13 protein-coding genes are annotated in these 18039 nt (G+C 65.8%); 11 read left to right on the top strand and 2 right to left on the bottom strand.

The annotated features are described in order from the left end of the window. Positions 1–68: 68 nt before the first annotated feature. The 6 genes from bioD to ACCC94_RS18320 all read left to right on the top strand — a co-directional run bounded on the left by bioD (position 69) and on the right by ACCC94_RS18320 (position 8623). Positions 69–752 (top strand): dethiobiotin synthase, encoded by a 684-nt coding sequence (gene bioD / locus ACCC94_RS18345; protein WP_413350923.1) that lies wholly within the window; start codon positions 69–71, stop codon positions 750–752. Between the two features lie 72 nt (positions 753–824). Beyond that, on the top strand, positions 825–1061 hold the full coding sequence (locus ACCC94_RS18340) for a hypothetical protein (RefSeq protein WP_413350921.1): 237 nt from the start codon (positions 825–827) through the stop codon (positions 1059–1061). 310 nt (positions 1062–1371) lie between these two features. Next, positions 1372–3177: a phenylacyl-CoA dehydrogenase gene (locus ACCC94_RS18335; RefSeq protein WP_413350920.1), complete on the top strand. Its 1806-nt coding sequence runs from the start codon at positions 1372–1374 to the stop codon at positions 3175–3177. A 170-nt stretch (positions 3178–3347) separates the two neighbouring features. Then, positions 3348–4628 carry a diguanylate cyclase gene (locus ACCC94_RS18330; RefSeq protein ID WP_413350919.1) on the top strand — a complete coding sequence of 427 codons (1281 nt, stop codon included), beginning with the start codon at positions 3348–3350 and terminating at the stop codon, positions 4626–4628. 119 nt (positions 4629–4747) lie between these two features. Further along, complete coding sequence (locus tag ACCC94_RS18325; protein WP_413350918.1) at positions 4748–6544, top strand: acyl-CoA dehydrogenase C-terminal domain-containing protein; 1797 nt, start codon at positions 4748–4750, stop codon at positions 6542–6544. A gap of 300 nt (positions 6545–6844) precedes the next feature. Further along, positions 6845–8623, top strand: coding sequence for an acyl-CoA dehydrogenase C-terminal domain-containing protein (locus tag ACCC94_RS18320; RefSeq protein WP_413350917.1), 1779 nt, complete (start codon positions 6845–6847; stop codon positions 8621–8623). A 526-nt stretch (positions 8624–9149) separates the two neighbouring features. Here ACCC94_RS18320 and ACCC94_RS18315 read toward each other — a convergent pair. Further along, positions 9150–10028, bottom strand: coding sequence for a LysR family transcriptional regulator (locus ACCC94_RS18315; RefSeq protein ID WP_413350916.1), 879 nt, complete (start codon positions 10026–10028; stop codon positions 9150–9152). A 375-nt stretch (positions 10029–10403) separates the two neighbouring features. Here ACCC94_RS18315 and ACCC94_RS18310 point away from each other — a divergent pair, with 375 nt between their 5' ends. After that, on the top strand, positions 10404–12377 hold the full coding sequence (locus ACCC94_RS18310; RefSeq protein ID WP_413350915.1) for a PhoX family protein: 1974 nt from the start codon (positions 10404–10406) through the stop codon (positions 12375–12377). A 389-nt stretch (positions 12378–12766) separates the two neighbouring features. Here ACCC94_RS18310 and fnr read toward each other — a convergent pair whose 3' ends face one another. Next, positions 12767–13468 (bottom strand): fumarate/nitrate reduction transcriptional regulator Fnr, encoded by a 702-nt coding sequence (gene fnr / locus ACCC94_RS18305; RefSeq protein WP_413350913.1) that lies wholly within the window; start codon positions 13466–13468, stop codon positions 12767–12769. Between the two features lie 334 nt (positions 13469–13802). Between fnr and ACCC94_RS18300 the strand changes: the two genes are divergently transcribed. From ACCC94_RS18300 to ACCC94_RS18285, 4 genes are all read left to right on the top strand, one after another. Then, on the top strand, positions 13803–14522 hold the full coding sequence (locus ACCC94_RS18300; RefSeq protein WP_413350922.1) for a hypothetical protein: 720 nt from the start codon (positions 13803–13805) through the stop codon (positions 14520–14522). Positions 14523–14629: 107 nt separating this feature from the next. Further along, a complete protein-coding gene (locus ACCC94_RS18295; RefSeq protein ID WP_413350911.1) occupies positions 14630–15934 on the top strand; it encodes an NAD(P)/FAD-dependent oxidoreductase in 1305 nt (434 codons plus the stop codon). Between the two features lie 14 nt (positions 15935–15948). Then, positions 15949–16500 carry a helix-turn-helix domain-containing protein gene (locus ACCC94_RS18290; RefSeq protein ID WP_413350910.1) on the top strand — a complete coding sequence of 184 codons (552 nt, stop codon included), beginning with the start codon at positions 15949–15951 and terminating at the stop codon, positions 16498–16500. A gap of 76 nt (positions 16501–16576) precedes the next feature. Then, positions 16577–17926: a glutamine synthetase family protein gene (locus ACCC94_RS18285; RefSeq protein ID WP_413350909.1), complete on the top strand. Its 1350-nt coding sequence runs from the start codon at positions 16577–16579 to the stop codon at positions 17924–17926. Positions 17927–18039 lie beyond the last annotated feature (113 nt).

Here is an 18039-nt window from a genome sequence, read left to right as displayed (position 1 = left end):
CTCCGGTGCTGCCGGTGAGTCCCGTTCGCGAGCAAGCTCGCTCCTACGAAGAGCACCAGAGGAAAGCCATGTCCCACGCCTACTTCGTCACCGGCACCGACACCGAAATCGGCAAGACCACCATAGCCGCCGGCCTGCTGCACGCGGCGCGGTTGGCCGGGTTGTCCACGGCGGCTGCCAAGCCGGTGGCTTCGGGCTGCGAGCGCAGCCCCGACGGCCTGCGCAACTCGGACGCGCTGGCGCTGCTGGGCGAATGCAGCGTGCCGCTGGCCTATGAACAGGTGAACCCCTTCGCCTTCGAGCCGGCCATCGCCCCGCACCTTGCCGCTCGCGAGCAGGGCGTGAAACTGACCGTGGAGGCGCTTGCGGGACCGGTGCGCTCGGTGCTGGAGCTGGGCGCCGATTTCACCCTGGTGGAAGGTGCCGGCGGCTGGCGCGTGCCGCTGGCGGGGGAGGAGAACCTCTCCGACCTGGCCATCGCCCTGCAGCTGCCGGTGATACTCGTCGTCGGCGTGCGACTGGGCTGCATCAACCATGCGGTACTCAGCGCCGAGGCGATCCAGCGCGACGGCCTGGTGCTGGCCGGCTGGGTGGCGAACATCGTCGATGCGCAGACTTCCCGTCTGGAAGAAAACCTCGCCACCCTCGCCGAACGCCTGCCCGCGCCCTGCGTCGGACGCGTGCCGCGCCTGGCCCTTGCGACTCCGGCGGCGGTTGCTGCGCACCTGGACCTGGGCATCCTCGATTTGTAACCGGGCCTTGGCCTGGCGGGCACCGTCTGCTTGAATAGTGGCCACTTGCTGCTTTGTCGTGGAGGCACTGCGATGGAAATCTCCGGTAATGCTTTCTCTGCGGGTCTGGCCAGCGTCCAGACCGGGCAGCGCCGTGTCGACCAGGCCGGCAGCGATATCGCCAATGCCGGTGCGCGTACCGCTTCCAGCGACGCCTTGACCGACCATCTGGTGGACCTGCGCCGTGGCCAGCATGAGGTCGAAGCCGGCGCCAAGGTCATCCAGGCCGCCGACGAAACGCTCGGCACCCTGCTCGATATCCGCGCCTGATCGCGACCTTCCTCTCCCCCTGAATTCTGCGCCGCGGCCGGCTGTCCTCGTGACACGCCGGCCGCTCTGCCATGGGCTTTAATTACCCTCAGGGCGACACTGCGAAGACACCCCGCAGACAGCCCGCCGAGCGTGACCAGGCGGTCGGTTTGCACGCTTGACAAGGGTATGGCGTAAACGTATGTTTCAAACGCCTGTTTGACTGTCCGGATGCGTACGCGCACCGACTGGGCGGCCGGGAATGCTCCCGCACTGCGACCGCAGCAACCGGTCGCCCATTAACCAGAACCCTTCGTAGAGGTTTACCGCTATGCCTGATTACAAGGCCCCCTTGCGTGATATCCGTTTCGTTCGCGACGAGCTGCTGGGCTACGAAGCGCACTACCAGAACCTGCCGGGCGCCGAAGACGCCACCCCGGACATGGTCAATGCCATCCTCGAAGAGGGTGCGAAGTTCTGCGAACAGGTAATCGCTCCGCTGAACCGCACTGGCGACCTGGAAGGCTGCAAATGGAGCCCGGAAGGCGTCAAGACTCCGACCGGCTTCAAAGAGGCCTACCAGCAGTTCGTCGAAGGCGGCTGGCCGAGCCTGGCCCATGACGTCGAGCACGGCGGTCAGGGTCTGCCCGAATCCCTTGGCCTTGCGATCAGCGAAATGGTCGGCCAGGCCAACTGGTCCTGGGGCATGTACCCGGGCCTGTCCCACGGCGCCATGAACACCCTGCACGCCCACGGCACCCCGGAGCAGCAGCAGGCCTACCTGACCAAGCTGGTTTCCGGCGAGTGGACCGGCACCATGTGCCTGACCGAGCCGCATTGCGGCACCGACCTGGGCATGCTGCGCACCAAGGCCGAACCGCAGGCTGACGGCACCTACAAGATCACCGGCACCAAGATCTTCATCTCCGCTGGCGAACACGACATGGCCGACAACATCGTCCACATCGTGCTGGCCCGCCTGCCCGACGCCCCGCAGGGCACCAAGGGCATCTCGCTGTTCATCGTGCCGAAGTTCCTGCCCAACGCCGAAGGCAATGTGGGCGAGCGCAACGCCGTTTCCTGTGGCTCCATCGAGCACAAGATGGGCATCCACGGCAACGCCACCTGCGTGATGAACTTCGACGCCGCCACCGGCTTCCTGATCGGCCCGCCGAACAAGGGCCTGAACTGCATGTTCACCTTCATGAACACCGCTCGCCTGGGTACCGCGCTGCAAGGCCTGGCCCACGCTGAAATCGGTTTCCAGGGTGGCATCGCCTACGCTCGCGAGCGTCTGCAGATGCGTTCGCTGACCGGCCCGAAAGCGCCGGAAAAAGCTGCTGACCCGATCATCGTGCACCCGGACGTTCGCCGCATGCTGCTGACCGCCAAGGCTTTCGCCGAAGGCAACCGCGCCATGCTGTACTTCGCCGCCAAGCAGGTCGACATCGTCCAGCGCAGCCAGGACGAAGAAGAGAAGAAAGCCGCTGACTCGATGCTGGCCTTCCTCACCCCGATCGCCAAGGCGTTCATGACCGAAGTGGGCTTCGAAGCCGCCAACCACGGCGTGCAGATCTATGGCGGCCACGGCTTCATCGCCGAGCACGGCATGGAACAGAACGTCCGCGACAGCCGCATCTCCATGCTGTACGAAGGCACCACCGGCGTTCAGGCGCTGGACCTGCTGGGCCGCAAGATCCTCATGACCCAGGGCGAAGCGCTCAAGGGCTTCACCAAGATCGTGCACAAGTTCTGCCAGGCCAACGAAGCCAACGAAGCCGTCAAGGAATTCGTTGCACCGCTGGCTGCGCTGAACAAGGAGTGGGGCGACCTGACCATGAAGGTCGGCATGGCTGCCATGAAGGACCGCGAAGAAGTCGGCGCCGCATCGGTGGATTACCTGATGTACTCCGGCTACGCCTGCCTGGCTTACTTCTGGGCCGACATGGCTCGCCTGGCTGCCGAGAAGCTGGCTGCCGGTACCAGCGAAGAGGCCTTCTACCAGGCCAAGCTGAAGACCGCGCGCTTCTACTTCCAGCGCATCCTGCCGCGTACCCGCGCGCACGTTGGCTCCATGCTGTCCGGTGCCAACAACCTGATGGACCTGGCCGAGGAAGATTTCGCCCTCGGTTACTGATCAGCACTCCGGGGGACGGTTCGCCGTCCGTCCGCTGACCAGGAAAAAGCCCGCCGCAAGGCGGGCTTTTTCGTATCCGAAGGCACACAAAATGCCGCAGAAAATGCCATCATTACGCCACTTGCCGCACGACTGACGGCGAACCCGGCACCCCTCTTGCGGAACCCCCTGTGCGACCCACGGCCCCTTATCGGCTCAGCCATTTCCTCACGCCCGTGCTGCTGATTCCGGCCGGCATCGCCGCCGGTTCCCTGGCCGAACTGTCCGACTTCTTCATCTCCCTGTTCAACGTCCTGCCGACCCTGCTGCTCCTGCTCGGCGGCGCGCTGTGCCTGGTCTACGGCCGCCAGCGCCAGCTATTCATGCTGAGCGCGGTGTACATCGCGTATTTCCTGCTCGATACCCAGGTCGACTACTTCCAGGCGCACCGTGTGGTGATGCCGGAGGCAGCGCTGGTGTTCCACCTGTGTTGCGTACTGCTGCCGCTGCTCTACGGCCTCTACGGCATCTGGCAGGAGCGCATGCACATGTTGCAGGACCTGCTCGCCCGCAGCGCCGCGCTGATCGCCGTGGCCGGGGTGGCGACGGCGCTGGCCAAGCGCTTCCCGCAGGGCCTGGCGGAGCTGCTCAGCGACACCTACTGGCCGGCGTTGCACGGTCACTGGATGAACCTGGCGCAGCTGTCCTACTTCGGTTTCCTCATGGCCTTCATCGCTCTGGTCGCCGCTTACATGCGCCAGCCGCGCCCGCTGCACGCCGCGCAGCTGGTAGCTCTGCTCGGGCTGCTGTGGATGCTGCCCAAAGTGTTCATCCTGCCCCACGCGCTGACGGTGATGACGAGCCTGGTGATGCTCACCCTGGCCGGTGCGGTGGCTCACGAGGCCTACCAGATGGCCTTCCGCGACGAGCTTACCGGCCTGCCGGGACGCCGTGCGCTGAACGAGCGCTTCCAGCGCCTGGGCCAGCAGTACGTGCTGGCGATGATAGACGTGGACCACTTCAAGAAATTCAACGACAGCCACGGCCACGATGTCGGCGACCAGGTGCTGCGCATGGTCGCCAGCCAGCTGCGCCGCACTGGTGGCGGCGGCAAGGCTTACCGCTACGGCGGCGAGGAATTCACCCTGGTGTTCGCCGGCAAGACGGTGGAGCAATGCCTGCCTTACCTGGACGGCGTGCGCCAAGCCATCGAGGGCTATGCCATGCACCTGCGCGACCGCGGCAATCGCCCCAAGGATGATCGCCAGGGCCGCAGCAAGCGCGCCGGCAAGGACGCGCAGACGGTTTCGGTGACCATCAGCGTTGGCGTCGCCGAGCGCGATGGTGAGCGGCGCAGCCCGGAGGAAGTCATCAAGGGCGCCGACGAGGCGCTGTACTCGGCCAAGAGCGGCGGGCGCAACCGCGTGGCCGTGCATGGGCAGTCGCGTCGCGGAGCGGTGCGCACCGCCTGAACCGCTTGCGTTATGACCGCGCATTCAGCACGTGCAGCGTGATTGTCCGCATCGTCGCGGGCCGTTAGGTTCGAGGTTTCCGCGCCACGCTGGCGCCCTGAACCGAACGGAGATTCGCGATGCCCGAGTACAAGGCCCCCCTGCGCGACGTGCGCTTCCTCACCGACGAAGTCTTCGACTTCACCGGCCGCTACGAAGCCCTCGGCGCCACCGACGCCACCCCGGACATGTTCGCCGCGATCCTCGAGGAAGGCGCCAAGTTCTGCGAGCAGGTCATCGCCCCGCTGAACCGCTCCGGCGACGAAGAAGGCTGCCACTTCGACAACGGCGTGGTGACCACGCCCAAGGGCTTCAAGGAAGCCTTCGCGCAGTACGTCGAGGCCGGCTGGAACGGCGTTTCCAGCGACCCGGAATTCGGTGGCCAGGGTCTGCCGCCGTCCCTCGGCCTGCTGGTCAGCGAGATGATTGGCGCGTCCAACTGTTCCTGGGGGATGTACCCCGGCCTGACCAAGGGCGCCATGGCCGCCATCCACGCCCACGGCACGGCCGAGCAGAAGAACACCTACCTGCCGCGCATGACCAGCGCCGTCTGGACCGGCACCATGTGCCTGACCGAGCCGCACTGCGGCACGGACCTGGGCATCATCAAGACCCGCGCCGTGCCCAATGCGGACGGCAGCTACGCGATCACCGGCACCAAGATATTCATCTCCGCCGGCGAACACGACCTGAGCGAGAACATCATCCACCTGGTCCTGGCCAAGCTGCCCGACGCACCGGCCGGCACCAAGGGCATCTCGCTGTTCATCGTGCCGAAATTCAACCTCGACGCGAACGGCGAAGCCGGTGAGCGCAACGCCGTCGCCTGTGGCTCCATCGAGCACAAGATGGGCATCAAGGCTTCCGCCACCTGCGTGATGAACTTCGACGGCGCCCGCGGCTTCCTCATCGGCGAGGCCAACAAGGGCCTGGCCTGCATGTTCACCATGATGAACCACGCGCGCCTGGGTACCGGCATGCAGGGCCTTTGCCTCGGCGAGACCAGCTACCAGGGCGCCGTGCGCTATGCCCAGGACCGACTGCAGATGCGTTCGCTGACCGGGCCGAAGGCGCCGGAGAAACCCGCCGACCCGATCATCGTCCACCCGGACGTGCGCCGCATGCTGCTGACCATGAAGGCGTTCAACGAAGGCAACCGCGCGCTGGCCTACTTCACCGCGCAACTGCTGGACATCGAGCACCTCTCCCAGGACGCCGAGGAGCGCGAGCGCGCGGCCAACCTGCTGGCCTTCCTCACGCCCATCTGCAAGGCCTTCATGACCGAGACCGGCCTGGAGGTCACCAACATCGGCATGCAGGTATTCGGCGGGCACGGCTTCATCCGCGAGTGGGGCATGGAGCAACTGGTGCGCGACTGCCGCATCGCGCCGATCTACGAGGGTACCAACGGCATCCAGGCGCTGGACCTGCTGGGCCGCAAGGTCCTGGGCAGCCAGGGCAAACTGCTGATGGGCTTCACCAGGCTGGTGCACCAGCTCTGCCAGCAGCATGCCGAGCACCCGCAGCTGAAAGCACAGGTCGCCCAGCTGGCGGCGCTGAACAAGCAGTGGGGCGAGCTGACCCAGAAGGTCGGCATGGCCGCCATGAAGAACCCGGACGAAGTCGGCGCGGCCTCGGTCGACTACCTGATGTTCTCCGGCTACGTCACTCTGGGCTACTTCTGGCTGCGCATGGCGCTCGTCGCCCAGCAGAAGCTGGAGGAGGGCGCCAGCGAGGCGGCCTACTATCAGACCAAGCTGGCCACCGGCGAGTTCTACTTCAGCCGTTTGCTGCCGCGCGCTCACGCCCATGTGGCAGCGGCAGAGGCTGGCTCCGAAGTGCTGATGCGCCTGTCGGCCGAGCAGTTCGCCCTGTAATCCCTTTGGCTGCGTAGGGCGGATAACGCCAACGGCGTTATCCGCCGCTGGGCCGGCGGATAAAGCGTTCCGCTTTATGCGCCCTACGCTTCCGTTGGCCCGGAGGTCCGCCTGGTCAGTCACCCCGCGACACTCCGGCACGGCTACACTTTGTGACCAATCAATAGTTGTGCGGTCACAACATGACGCTTAAAGTCTGAAAAGTTGTTGGAGTAAACTCCGGCGGCGTACCTTCGTGTACCTCCTATTCTGATACCGCTGGCTGCCTGATCAGCCGTCGTTTTCGTTCGAGGATCCATCATGGCTGACTACAAAGCTCCCCTGCGCGACATGCAATTCGTCCTCAATGAAGTCTTCGAGGTCGCCAATCTGTGGGCCGAGCTGCCCGCCTTGGCCGAGACCGTCGACGTCGAGACCGCCGCGGCGATCCTCGAAGAGGCCGGCAAGGTCACCGGCGGTGTGATCGCCCCGCTGAACCGCAGCGGCGACGAAGAAGGCTGCAGCTGGAGCGCCGAGGGCGTGAAGACCCCGGCCGGCTTCCCCGAGGCCTACCGCACCTACGCCGAAGGCGGCTGGGTGGGCGTGGGCGGCGCGCCGGAATTCGGCGGCATGGGCATGCCCAAGGTGATCGGCGCCCAGGTCGAGGAAATGGTCAACTCGGCCAACCTGTCCTTCGGCCTCTACCCGATGCTGACCGCCGGCGCCTGCCTGTCGCTGCTCAACCACGCCAGCGAAGAGCTCAAGGGCAAATACCTGCCGAACATGTACGCCGGCACCTGGGCCGGTTCCATGTGCCTGACCGAGCCGCACGCCGGCACTGACCTGGGCATCATCCGCACCAAGGCCGAACCGCAGGCCGACGGCAGCTTCAAGATTTCCGGCACCAAGATCTTCATTACCGGCGGCGAGCACGACCTGACCGAGAACATCATCCACCTGGTGCTGGCCAAGCTGCCCGATGCGCCGGCCGGTTCCAAGGGCATCTCGCTGTTCCTGGTGCCGAAGGTGATGGTCAATGCCGACGGTTCGCTGGGCGAGCGCAACGCCGTCTCCTGTGGCTCCATCGAGCACAAGATGGGCATCAAGGCCTCCGCCACCTGCGTGATGAACTTCGACGGCGCCACCGGCTGGATCGTCGATGCGCCGAACAAGGGCCTGGCCGCCATGTTCACCATGATGAACTACGAGCGCCTGGGCGTGGGCATCCAGGGCCTGGCCACTGGCGAGCGCTCCTACCAGAGCGCCGTGGAATACGCCCGCGAGCGTATCCAGAGCCGCGCGCCGACCGGCCCGGTCGCCAAGGACAAGGCCGCCGACCCGATCATCGTCCACCCGGACGTGCGTCGCATGCTGCTCACCATGAAGGCGCTGAACGAGGGCGGCCGCGCCTTCTCCAGCTACGTCGCCATGCAGCTGGACACCGCCAAGTACAGCGAACAGCCGACCACTCGCAAGCGCGCCGAGGAACTGGTCGCCCTGCTGACCCCGGTAGCCAAGGCCTTCCTCACCGACATGGGCCTGGAGACCACTATCCACGGCCAGCAGATCTTCGGCGGCCACGGCTTCATCCGCGAGTGGGGCCAGGAGCAGCTGGTGCGCGACTGCCGCATCACCCAGATCTACGAAGGCACCAACGGCATCCAGGCGCTGGACCTGATGGGCCGCAAGATCGTCGGCAGCGGCGGCGCCTACGCCAAGCTGTTCACCGACGAGATTCGCGCCTTCACCGCCTCGGCGTCGGCTGAGCAGGGCGAATTCACCGGCCCGCTGAACGCCGCCGTGCAGAACCTGGACGAGCTGACCGCCTGGGTCCTGGACCGCGCCAAGGGCAACCCGAACGAAATCGGCGCCGCCTCGGTCGAGTACCTGCACGCCTTCGGCTACACCGCCTACGCGTACATGTGGGCCCTGATGGCTCGCGCAGCGCTGGGCAAGGAAGGCCAGGACGAGTTCTACGCCAGCAAGCTGGGTACCGCGCGCTTCTACTTCGCCCGCCTGCTGCCGCGCATCCACTCCCTGACCGCCTCGGTGAAGGCCGGCAGCGAGTCGCTGTACCTGCTGGACGCCGCGCAGTTCTAAGTGGTCTGTCAGATGAGCCCCGCCCAGGCGGGGCTTTTTCTTTGGAATATTTCCTTTCTGACGGGGTCTATTCCTAATCCGTGTAAGCCAAAGCTTACATACAGCGGTGGTGATCGGCGTCTTACTGACAACCGCCTACAGCGGTAACCTTGTTCTCAGTCAGGACATTGCGCAGGAAGCGCCAACGACAATACGGAAACAAGGGAATCCACCAAGGACGGTGGCTAGCACGGACGTCAGGATATCGGTCTGCAAAACCCCGCTTCGCAAGAAGCGGGGTTTTTTCTTGCCTGCGATTTCCTCGCGGCTCAGAAATCTTTGCGTAGGAGCGGACTTCGTCCGCGATAGGATGGCAGCGCGCCGGAAGCCATCGCGGACAGAGTCCGCTCCTACGCGCGATCGAACGTCACCGCATACCGAATGAGGCACGTTGTCGCGAGCCGGACCTGTAGGAGCGAGCTTGCTCGCGAACCAGGCCCCGCGCCGATCATTCGCGAGCGAGCTCGCTCCTACAGAAAGCGGGACGTCACACCGCCCCATCCAATAACGAGCGCAACAACTCCACCGTCGGCTGCTGCCGCTGCGCATCGCGATAGACCAGCCCCACGCTCAGCGGAATGCGCGGCTCGCTGAGCGGCTTCCAGAGCAGGTCCTTGTGCACGTGCATCTGCCGCGCGCGGCCGGGCAGCACGGTGGCGAAGCGGCTGTGCGGCAGGCTGTCGAGGATGCCGCCCATGTGGTTCAGCTCCGCCTGTACCCGCGGCCGCCGGCCGATGGCTGCCAGTTGCTCCTGCCAGATCTGCCGGGCGCGGAATTCCTCGCCGAGCAGCAGCATCGGCAGTTCCGCCGCCTGGGCCAGCGACACCTTCTTGAAGTCCTTCAGCGGATGGTCCGCGGGGACCACCAGTTGCAGTTCGTCCGGGTACAGCTCCACGCCGTGCAGCGCCGGCTGGCGCGGTGGCAGGAAGCCGATGCCGATATCCAGCTGGCCGATCAGCAGGCGGCGTTCGATCTCCACCCCCGAGAGTTCGTAGATGCGCACCTGCACATGCGGCTGTGCGGCGTGCAGGCGTTCCACCAGGTGCGGCACCAGGCTCGCGTTGACCGTCTGCAGCACGCCGATGGCCAGACTGCGCGCACTCTGCCCACGGAAACCGCGCAACGCCTCGCGGGCGCGCTCCAGGCCTTCGAGCAGTGGCACCGCATGGTTGTACAGCGTGTGCGCGGCGGCGGTGGGCAGCAGGTGCTTGCCGCTGCGCTGGAACAGCGCTACGTCGAGGTTCTGCTCCAGCTGGCGGATCTGCTGCGACAGCGCGGGCTGGGAAATTGCCAGGCGTTCGGCCGCGCGTCCGACATGGCCTTCCTCGTAGAGCGCGACGAAATAGCGGAGCTGGCGGAAATCCATAAGGGTTGCTTATCAACGAAACTGGAAAATCGAAATGGATAGCCGGCTATCCAGGCCACTACTCTAGCGCCTGTCAGCCGGATCAGACGGATAGACAAAGGTGGAATACCCCGCGCCTTCCATAGGCCGCGCTGAAGACCGCCGCTCCCCGAATGCCAGAGGCACGAATGCGCAACGTGCCTCGCAACTGCCCTCGCGCCCGCCCCCGGACGTCGTCTTGGTCCTGCGGGGCGGCTTTTATTGCCGCCGCCGAGCCTGTCACAGGGCTCGGCGCCGTTGTCATGCCGACGTAACACCGCGTTCCTAACCTTCCGCCGATAGCTTTTACTGACAACCCGAGCCGTCAGACGACGGCCGCGCGGAAGGAACCATCTGATGAGCGAGCGATTCCAGGATTTCCACGACCGGCTGGCCGCCTTCGACGACCAGTCGATCAATCCCTCCGGCAACCTGCCGATGAGCGAGATCATCGACGCCTCGCGCCGCCGCCTGCTGAAGCACAGCCTGGTGCTGGGCGCGGTCGGCTTCCTCGGCGGCAGCCTGTTCCCCGGCCGTTCGCTGTTCGCCGCCGACGCCCCGGTGCCTACTGCGCTGCTGGGCTTCAAGGGCGTGCCGGTGCAGCAGGACCCGAAGTTCGACCGGGTGATAGTCGCCGAAGGCTACAGCGCGCGGCCGTTCTTCTCCTGGGGTGACGCCGTGGTGACCGGCGCGCCGGCCTGGAAGGGCGACGCCAGCGAGGACTGGAAAGCCCAGGAGCTACAGGCCGGCGACAACCATGACGGCATGCACTACTTCCCCTTCCCCGACGCGCCGGACCGCCACGGCCTGCTGGTGATCAACCACGAGTACATCAACCCGACGCTGCACCCCAAGGGCCAGACCTTCGAGGAGCGTCCCGATGGTTCGCGTGGTCGCCCGGAACGTGAGGTGCGCAAGGAAATCGCCGCCCACGGCCTGAGCGTGATCGAGGTGATGAAGGACGCCAGCGGCCACTGGCAGCGCGTCGAGGGATCGAGCTACAACCGGCGCATCACCGGCAGTTCGCCGCTGGCGCTGTCCGGGCCGCTGGCCGGCCATGACCTGCTGCGCACGGCCAGCGACCCCGAGGCGAAACAGGTGCTCGGCACCCTGAACAACTGCTCCATGGGCGTTACGCCCTGGGGCACCTATCTCGCCTGTGAAGAGAACTGGCACCAGTACTTCGTCAACCGCGACAAGGACGACTTCGCCAAGCGCGTTTCGCACAAGCGCTACGGCCTGTCCAACGGCCAATTCAGCAACTACTACGCCTGGGAAGCGGTGGATCAGCGCTTCGACGCCACGCCCAAGGCCGACCAGCCCCACGGCGGCCACGTCAATGAACCGAACCGCTTCGGCTGGGTGGTGGAGATCGACCCGTTCGATCCGACCTCCACGCCGAAGAAGCGCACCGCGGTCGGCCGCTTCTGCCGCGAGTGCTCGACCCTCTCGCTGGGCGCCGACAACCGCATGGCCTTCTACTACGGCGACGACACCAAGGGTGAGTACATCTACAAGTTCGTCCCGGCCGGCAAGTACGAGCCGAACAACCGCGCAGCGAACGTCGACCTGCTGGACGAAGGCATCCTCTACGTCGCCCGCTTCAATGCCGACGGCAGCGGCCAGTGGCTACCGCTGGTACACGGGCAGAACGGCCTGACCGCAGACAACGGTTTCGCCAGCCAGGCCGAGGTGCTGGTGAACGCCCGGGCGGCTGCCGACCTGCTCGGGGCCTCGCCGATGGACCGCCCCGAGTGGGTTGCCGTGCAGCAGACCACCCGTGAGGTCTACGTCAGCCTCACCAACAATGACGCGCGCGGCAAGAAGCAGCCGGTGGACGCCGCCAACCCGCGCAAGGACAACCTCCACGGGCAGATCCTGCGCTGGAACGAAGCCGGCGGTGACCCGACCGCCACCCAATTCCAGTGGGAAATCTTCCTCCTGGCCGGCGAGCACAAGGGCTCCAGCGCGCCGGAGAACCTGATCGGCACCATCAATGGCGACATCTTCTCCTCGCCGGACGGGCTCTACTTCGACCAGGCCGGCCGTCTGTGGATCGAGACCGATTACGACGATGCCGAAGCGCCGATGCAGGCCATGGGCTGCAACCAACTGCTCTGCGCCGACCCGCACAGCCGCGAGGTGCGGCGCTTCCTGGTCGGCCCGCGCGGCTGCGAGCTGACCGGCATCACCCAGACGCCGGATGGCAGGACGCTGTGGGTGAATATCCAGCACCCGGGAATCAGCTTCCCAGCCAGCGACGGCAAGAGCATCCCGCGTTCCACGACGCTGGTGATCACCAAGGATGATGGCGGTGTGATCGGGACCTGATGGGCTGGGGGGGGCGGGTGCCGGGGCTTTCCCTCACCCCAGCCCTCTCCCGGAGGGAGAGGGGGTCGTACGTGCCGGCTGGCGGTGTCGTTTCATTCTGCGCCGATCAGTTCCCTCTCCCGCTTGCGGGAGAGGGTTAGGGAGAGGGGCTTTGGGCTGTGCAGGAAGGGCATGACGCCATGGCTCATGCCGGCCCATGCACCGCTATCGCGGTGATCGCGGAGAAGCTCCGCTCCTACGAAGGGCGGCGTCGTGCAGGCTTCAGGGCGGTGCTGGGGCGGTTCGCGAGCAAGCTCGCTCCTACAGGCTCAGGGCCACTCTGACGCGTTGGGCAAAGCTACTTTTTGTAGGAGCGAGCTTGCTCGCGAACCCCGCCCCCATGCTGAATCTCAGAGCTCGACTTCGCCCCCGGCCAGCGCGCACAGCTCGGTGAAATCGAGAATCTCCGTCTCCCGCCCGTCCACCCGGATCAGCCCATGCTTCTGCAGGCGCGTGAAGCTGCGCGACACGGTCTCCACCGCCAGCCCCAGGTAATCGCCGATCTCGTTGCGCGACATGCTCAGGCGGAAGCGCGTGGCGGAGAAGCCGCGCTCGCGGAAATGCGCGGAGATGTTCAGCAGGAAGGCCGCGATGCGCGAGTCCGAGTTCAGGCGCGAGAGCAGCAGCTTCATCTGCTGGTCCTCGCGGATCTTGCGGCTCATCATCAGCATGATCTGGTGCGACAAGCCCGGAATCTGCAGCGACAGGTCCTCCAGCTGGCTGAACGGAATCTCGCTGCACAGCGTGCTTTCCAGCGCCTGCGCCGATACCGGGTAGCTGCCTTCGCCCATGCCGGAGAAGCCGAAGATCTCGGTGGCGAAGTAGAAGCCGGTGATCTTTTCCAGCCCCTGTTCGTTGGTGGTGAAGGTCTTGATCGAACCGGAGCGCACCAGGTAAACGCTATGGAACGGATCGCCCTGGCGGAACACGAAGTCCCCTTTGTGCAGCAGGTGCCCCGGCTTGATGATCGCCTCCAGCTCCAGGACCTTCTCGTCGCTCAGGGTCGGCGGCGCCAGCCGGCAGTTCTTGCAGTACGGTTGCGGTTTGATCATCTGATTCATCCCTATCCCCATGCGCCACGCGCGAAGTGAAGCGGTCCTCGGGCGCATCGCCCCCACCTGAAACCATAGCAACTCAATGTGATCTGTCATCCGTCGGTTGGCCGGGGAGGAAGATCGCGAATGGATTTTTCATACCGGCTTGACCCTTTCTTCACTGCGCCGCCTTCAGTCTCCACGACCATGCGCCAGGGGGTTATCGGGGGAGACCGCCGACTCCGGGGTGCAGCGACGCGCTTGTCAGTCAGGGCACGTGTCGATCCCGCTCATTTCCGGAGACAAACCCGTGAACAACAAACTGCCACAGATCACCCTGGCCTTCTGGGTGATGAAGATCTGCGCCACCACGCTGGGGGAAACCGCCGGCGACCTGCTGTCGATGACCCTCAACGTCGGCTATGCGATCAGCTCGCTGATCCTTATCAGCCTGTTCCTCGTCACCCTGTTCGGCCAGCTCGCCAGCAAGCGCTACGTGCCCTGGCTGTACTGGCTGGTGATCCTCTCTACCAGCACCGCCGGCACCACCATGTCCGACTTCATGGACCGCACCCTGGGCCTGGGCTACGCCACCGGGTCGGCGATCCTCATCAGCATCCTCGCGGCGATCTTCGCGGCCTGGCGCCTCAGCGGCACCTCGCTGTCGGTGGACAACATCCGCAGCTTCAAGGGCGAGATGTTCTACTGGGTGGCGATCCTCTTCTCCAACACCCTGGGTACCGCGCTGGGCGACTTCCTCGCCGACGACTCGGGCCTGGGCTTCGCCGGCGGCGCGCTGCTGATCGGCAGCCTGATCGCCGTGGTGGTGGCGCTGCACTACTTCACCAAGCTGTCCTCGGTGCTGCTGTTCTGGGTGGCCTTCGTACTGACCCGTCCGTTCGGCGCGACCCTGGGCGACGTGCTGACCAAGTCCCACGAGAAGGGCGGGCTGGACTTCGGCACCATCGGCTCCTCGGCCATCCTCGCCGGCATCCTGGTGGCGCTGGTGGTAGTGGTCAGCGTGCGGCAGAAGCGCGGAGAGCAGGACGGCGCTGCAGTGCTGTCTTCCTGATCAGGTGAAACGCTGCCCGTCTGTGCGAAATCGCGACGGGCTAGCCTTGTGAAATTTGTTCTGTTATTTTTCATGAAAAATAATCAGAACAATTTCACGAGGTCGCGATGTTCCTGCGTTCGTCAGAGCCGGTCGGCACCTACTACGCCGGTGCCAACCCCGAACTGATCCAGCCGCGCGAAGCCCTTCGCGAGCCGCTGGACTGCGAAGTCCTGGTGATCGGTGCCGGGTTCAGCGGCCTGCACACGGCGCTGCAACTGGCCGAAGGCGGCCGCCAGGTCTGCGTGATCGAGGCCAGCCGCATTGCCTGGGCTGCCTCCGGACGCAACGGCGGGCAGGCTCTGCCGGGTTGGTCCAGCGACCTGGGTCCCATCGAGGATGACCTTGGCCACGAAGGCGCGCTGCGCCTGTGGCAGGGCATGCTCTGGGCTGCCCACGAGCTGCGCGACCTGCCGCAACGTCACGGCTTCGAGTGCGACTACCGCATCGGCCATCTGTGGACCGCGGTGCTGCAACGCCGGGTCGGCTCGCTCTACGACTGGCAGGCCGAAGCCAATCGCCGCTGGGGCTACGAAGGCCTGCAATTCATCCCCCGTGAAGAGCTGCCGCAGTGGATCGCCAGCGACCGCTACCAGGCCGGCCTGTACGACCCGAACTCCGCGCACCTGAACCCCTTGAAGCTCGCCTACGGCCTGGCGGGCGCCATCGAGCGCGCCGGTGGCCGCATCTTCGAGCAGACCCGTGCGTTGAGCTTGCGCGAGACGGGTAACGGCTACGAAGTGACGACCGAGCTTTCCAATGGCGAGCATGGCAGCGTGCGCTGCGCCGCCCTGGTGCTGGCCTGCAATGCCTACATCGACGGGCTGGACCGCGACGTCTCCGAACGCATCCTGCCGGTGGGCACCTACCAGGTCGCCACCGCGCCGCTGGGCGAGGAACTGGCTCGCTCGCTGCTGCCGAAGAACTGCTGCGTCACCGACAACCAGTTCGTCCTCGACTACTTCCGCCTGACCCCCGATCATCGCCTGCTGTTCGGCGGCGGCTGCACCTACCTGGGCGGCATGCCCTCGGACATCCGCGCCGCCACGCGTCCCTATGTCGAGCGGGTGTTCCCGCAGCTCAAGGGCGTCGAGCTGGAATACGCCTGGGGCGGGCACATCGACTGCAGCATGCGGCGCACCCCGGACATCGGCCGGCGCGGCGACCTCTACTGGCTGCAGGGCTATTCCGGCCACGGCGTGCTGCCGAGCCTGGCTGCCGCCCACGCCGTGAGCGAAGCCATGTTCGGCCGCAGCGACGAGCTTGACCTCTATCAACGCATCCGCAATCCCGGGTTTCCCGGCGGCCAGCGCTTCGCCGCGCCACTGGAAGCCGTCGGCAAGGCCTGGTATCGATTGCGCGATTTCATCTGAATCCGGACCACACCATGACCCAGACGGTTGCCAACGAAAATCTCGCTACGCTGATCCGCGACCTGCGCAAGCACAAGAACCTCACCCTGGGCGAGCTGGCCGAGCAGATCGGCCGCTCGGTGGGCTTCCTCTCCCAGGTCGAGCGCGGCCTGTCGCAACCCACCGTCGCCGACCTCACCGCCATCAGCGAAGCCCTGGGCGTACCGACCACCTACTTCTACGCCGGCGACACCCGCCGCGAGCGCGACTGGGTGACCCGCCCGAACGACCGCCGCACCCTGTATTACGCCGGCGGCGTCACCGACATCCTCGCCTCGCCGAACATGTCCGGCGGCTTCTCCATGCTCGACAGCATCCTGGCCCCCGGCGCCACAAGCGGCGAAGGCCATCTCAACGACAGCTCCGAGCAGGGCGGCTTCGTCCTCGAAGGCGAGCTGACCATCTGGTACGAGGACGACACCGTCACCCTCTACCCCAACGACAGTTTCCAGCTGCCGCCGCACAGCCAGTTCCGCTACGGCAACCTCACCGAAAAACCAACCAGGGTGCTGTGGATCTTCACTTGATTTCCCAAGCCAGCCCGCGAGGGTTGGCTTGGGAAAACGATCCGGCTGCCCCCGCACAAAGGCCCCAGAGAACATCATGAACCGCCCGATGCATCCCGACCTGCTCAGCGAAGTCCGCGCCTTCCGCCAGCAATACCCGGACATCCGCTACGTCGACCTGATCTGCCTGGACATTCCCGGCCACTTCTACGGCAAGCGCTACCCCGTGGACATGCTGGAAAAAGTCGCCGCCGGCAGCCCGCTGAAACTGCCGCAGAACTGCGTACTGCTGGGCGTGCAGGGCGGCCTGCATCCCATCGGCGACTACTGCTTCAACGACGGCGACCCGGATGCGCCGCGCCGCCTGATCCCCGGCTCGCTCAAGCCGGTGCGCTGGGAGAACCAGCCGCTGGGGCAGATGCTGATCAGCTCCGACGGCACCGAGGCGCCCATCGAGTTCGAGCCGCGCGAAGTCCTCGCCCGCGTCATGCAGCGCCTGGAGTCCAAGGGCATCCGCCCGGTGGTGGCCTTCGAGCTGGAGTTCTACCTGTTCGACAAGAAGCTGGATGCCGGCCTGCCGCAGTACCCGCGCGACCCGCTGAGCGACGACGAGGACGACCAGCCGAACATGCACATCGAGCGCCTGTCGCGCTTCTCTGACGTGCTCCACGAGATCGTCGAAGCCTCCCGCGAGCAGGGCGTGGACGCCAACGTCATCACTGCCGAGATCGGCCCGGGCCAGTTCGAGATCAACTTCGCCCACTGCGACGACGGCCTGCACGCCGCCGACCAGGCCGCGCTGTTCACTCGCGCCACCCGTGGCGTGGCGCTCCGGCACGGCTACCGCGCCAGCTTCATGAGCAAGCCCTACCTGCATGCGCCGGGCAGCGGCATGCACGTGCACGTCAGCCTGTACGACCGCGACGGCAACAACCTGCTCGACCGCGACAACCAGCAGGCCCTGCGCCACGCCGTGGCCGGCTGCCTGGAGCTGTTGCCGCACTGCATGCCGATCTTCGCCGCCAACCACAACGCCTACCGCCGCTACGGCTCCCGCGTGAACGCCGCGAGCAAGGCCAGCTGGGGCTTCGAGGACCGCGATGCATGCATCCGCATTCCCGAATCCGATGGCAGGAACCTGCGCATCGAGCACCGCCTGGCCGGCGCCGACGCCAACCCATACCTGGTGCTCGCGGCAATCCTCACCGGCATGGAACACGGCCTGGAGGCCCGCCAGGAACCGATCCCGCCGCTGAACGAAGACCGCGCCAGCGGCATCGACTTCCCCCGCGACATGCTCGGCGCCGTTGCCGAGATGGAAGACCACCCGGTGGTGAAGGAAGGCCTGGGCAGCGAGTTCGTCTTCGTCTACTGCGAGAACAAGCGCCACGACCACCTGGACTTCATGAACGAAGTCAGCGCGCGGGAGTACCGCTGGTTCCTCTGACGCGTAATGCTCTTTGTAGGAGCGAGCTTTGGGGCGGACCACCCCCCCCCGGGGGGGGGTGGGGGGCCCCGAGGGGGCGGCCGAAAAAGGGAGGGGGCCGGGGGGGAGACGAA

Source organism: Pseudomonas sp. Pseusp97 (genome assembly GCF_047304025.1).
Taxonomy (GTDB): Bacteria; Pseudomonadota; Gammaproteobacteria; order Pseudomonadales; family Pseudomonadaceae; genus Pseudomonas.
The sequence above is the reverse complement of the archived record's forward strand: the minus strand, read 5'-3'. Positions and strand labels throughout refer to the sequence as shown.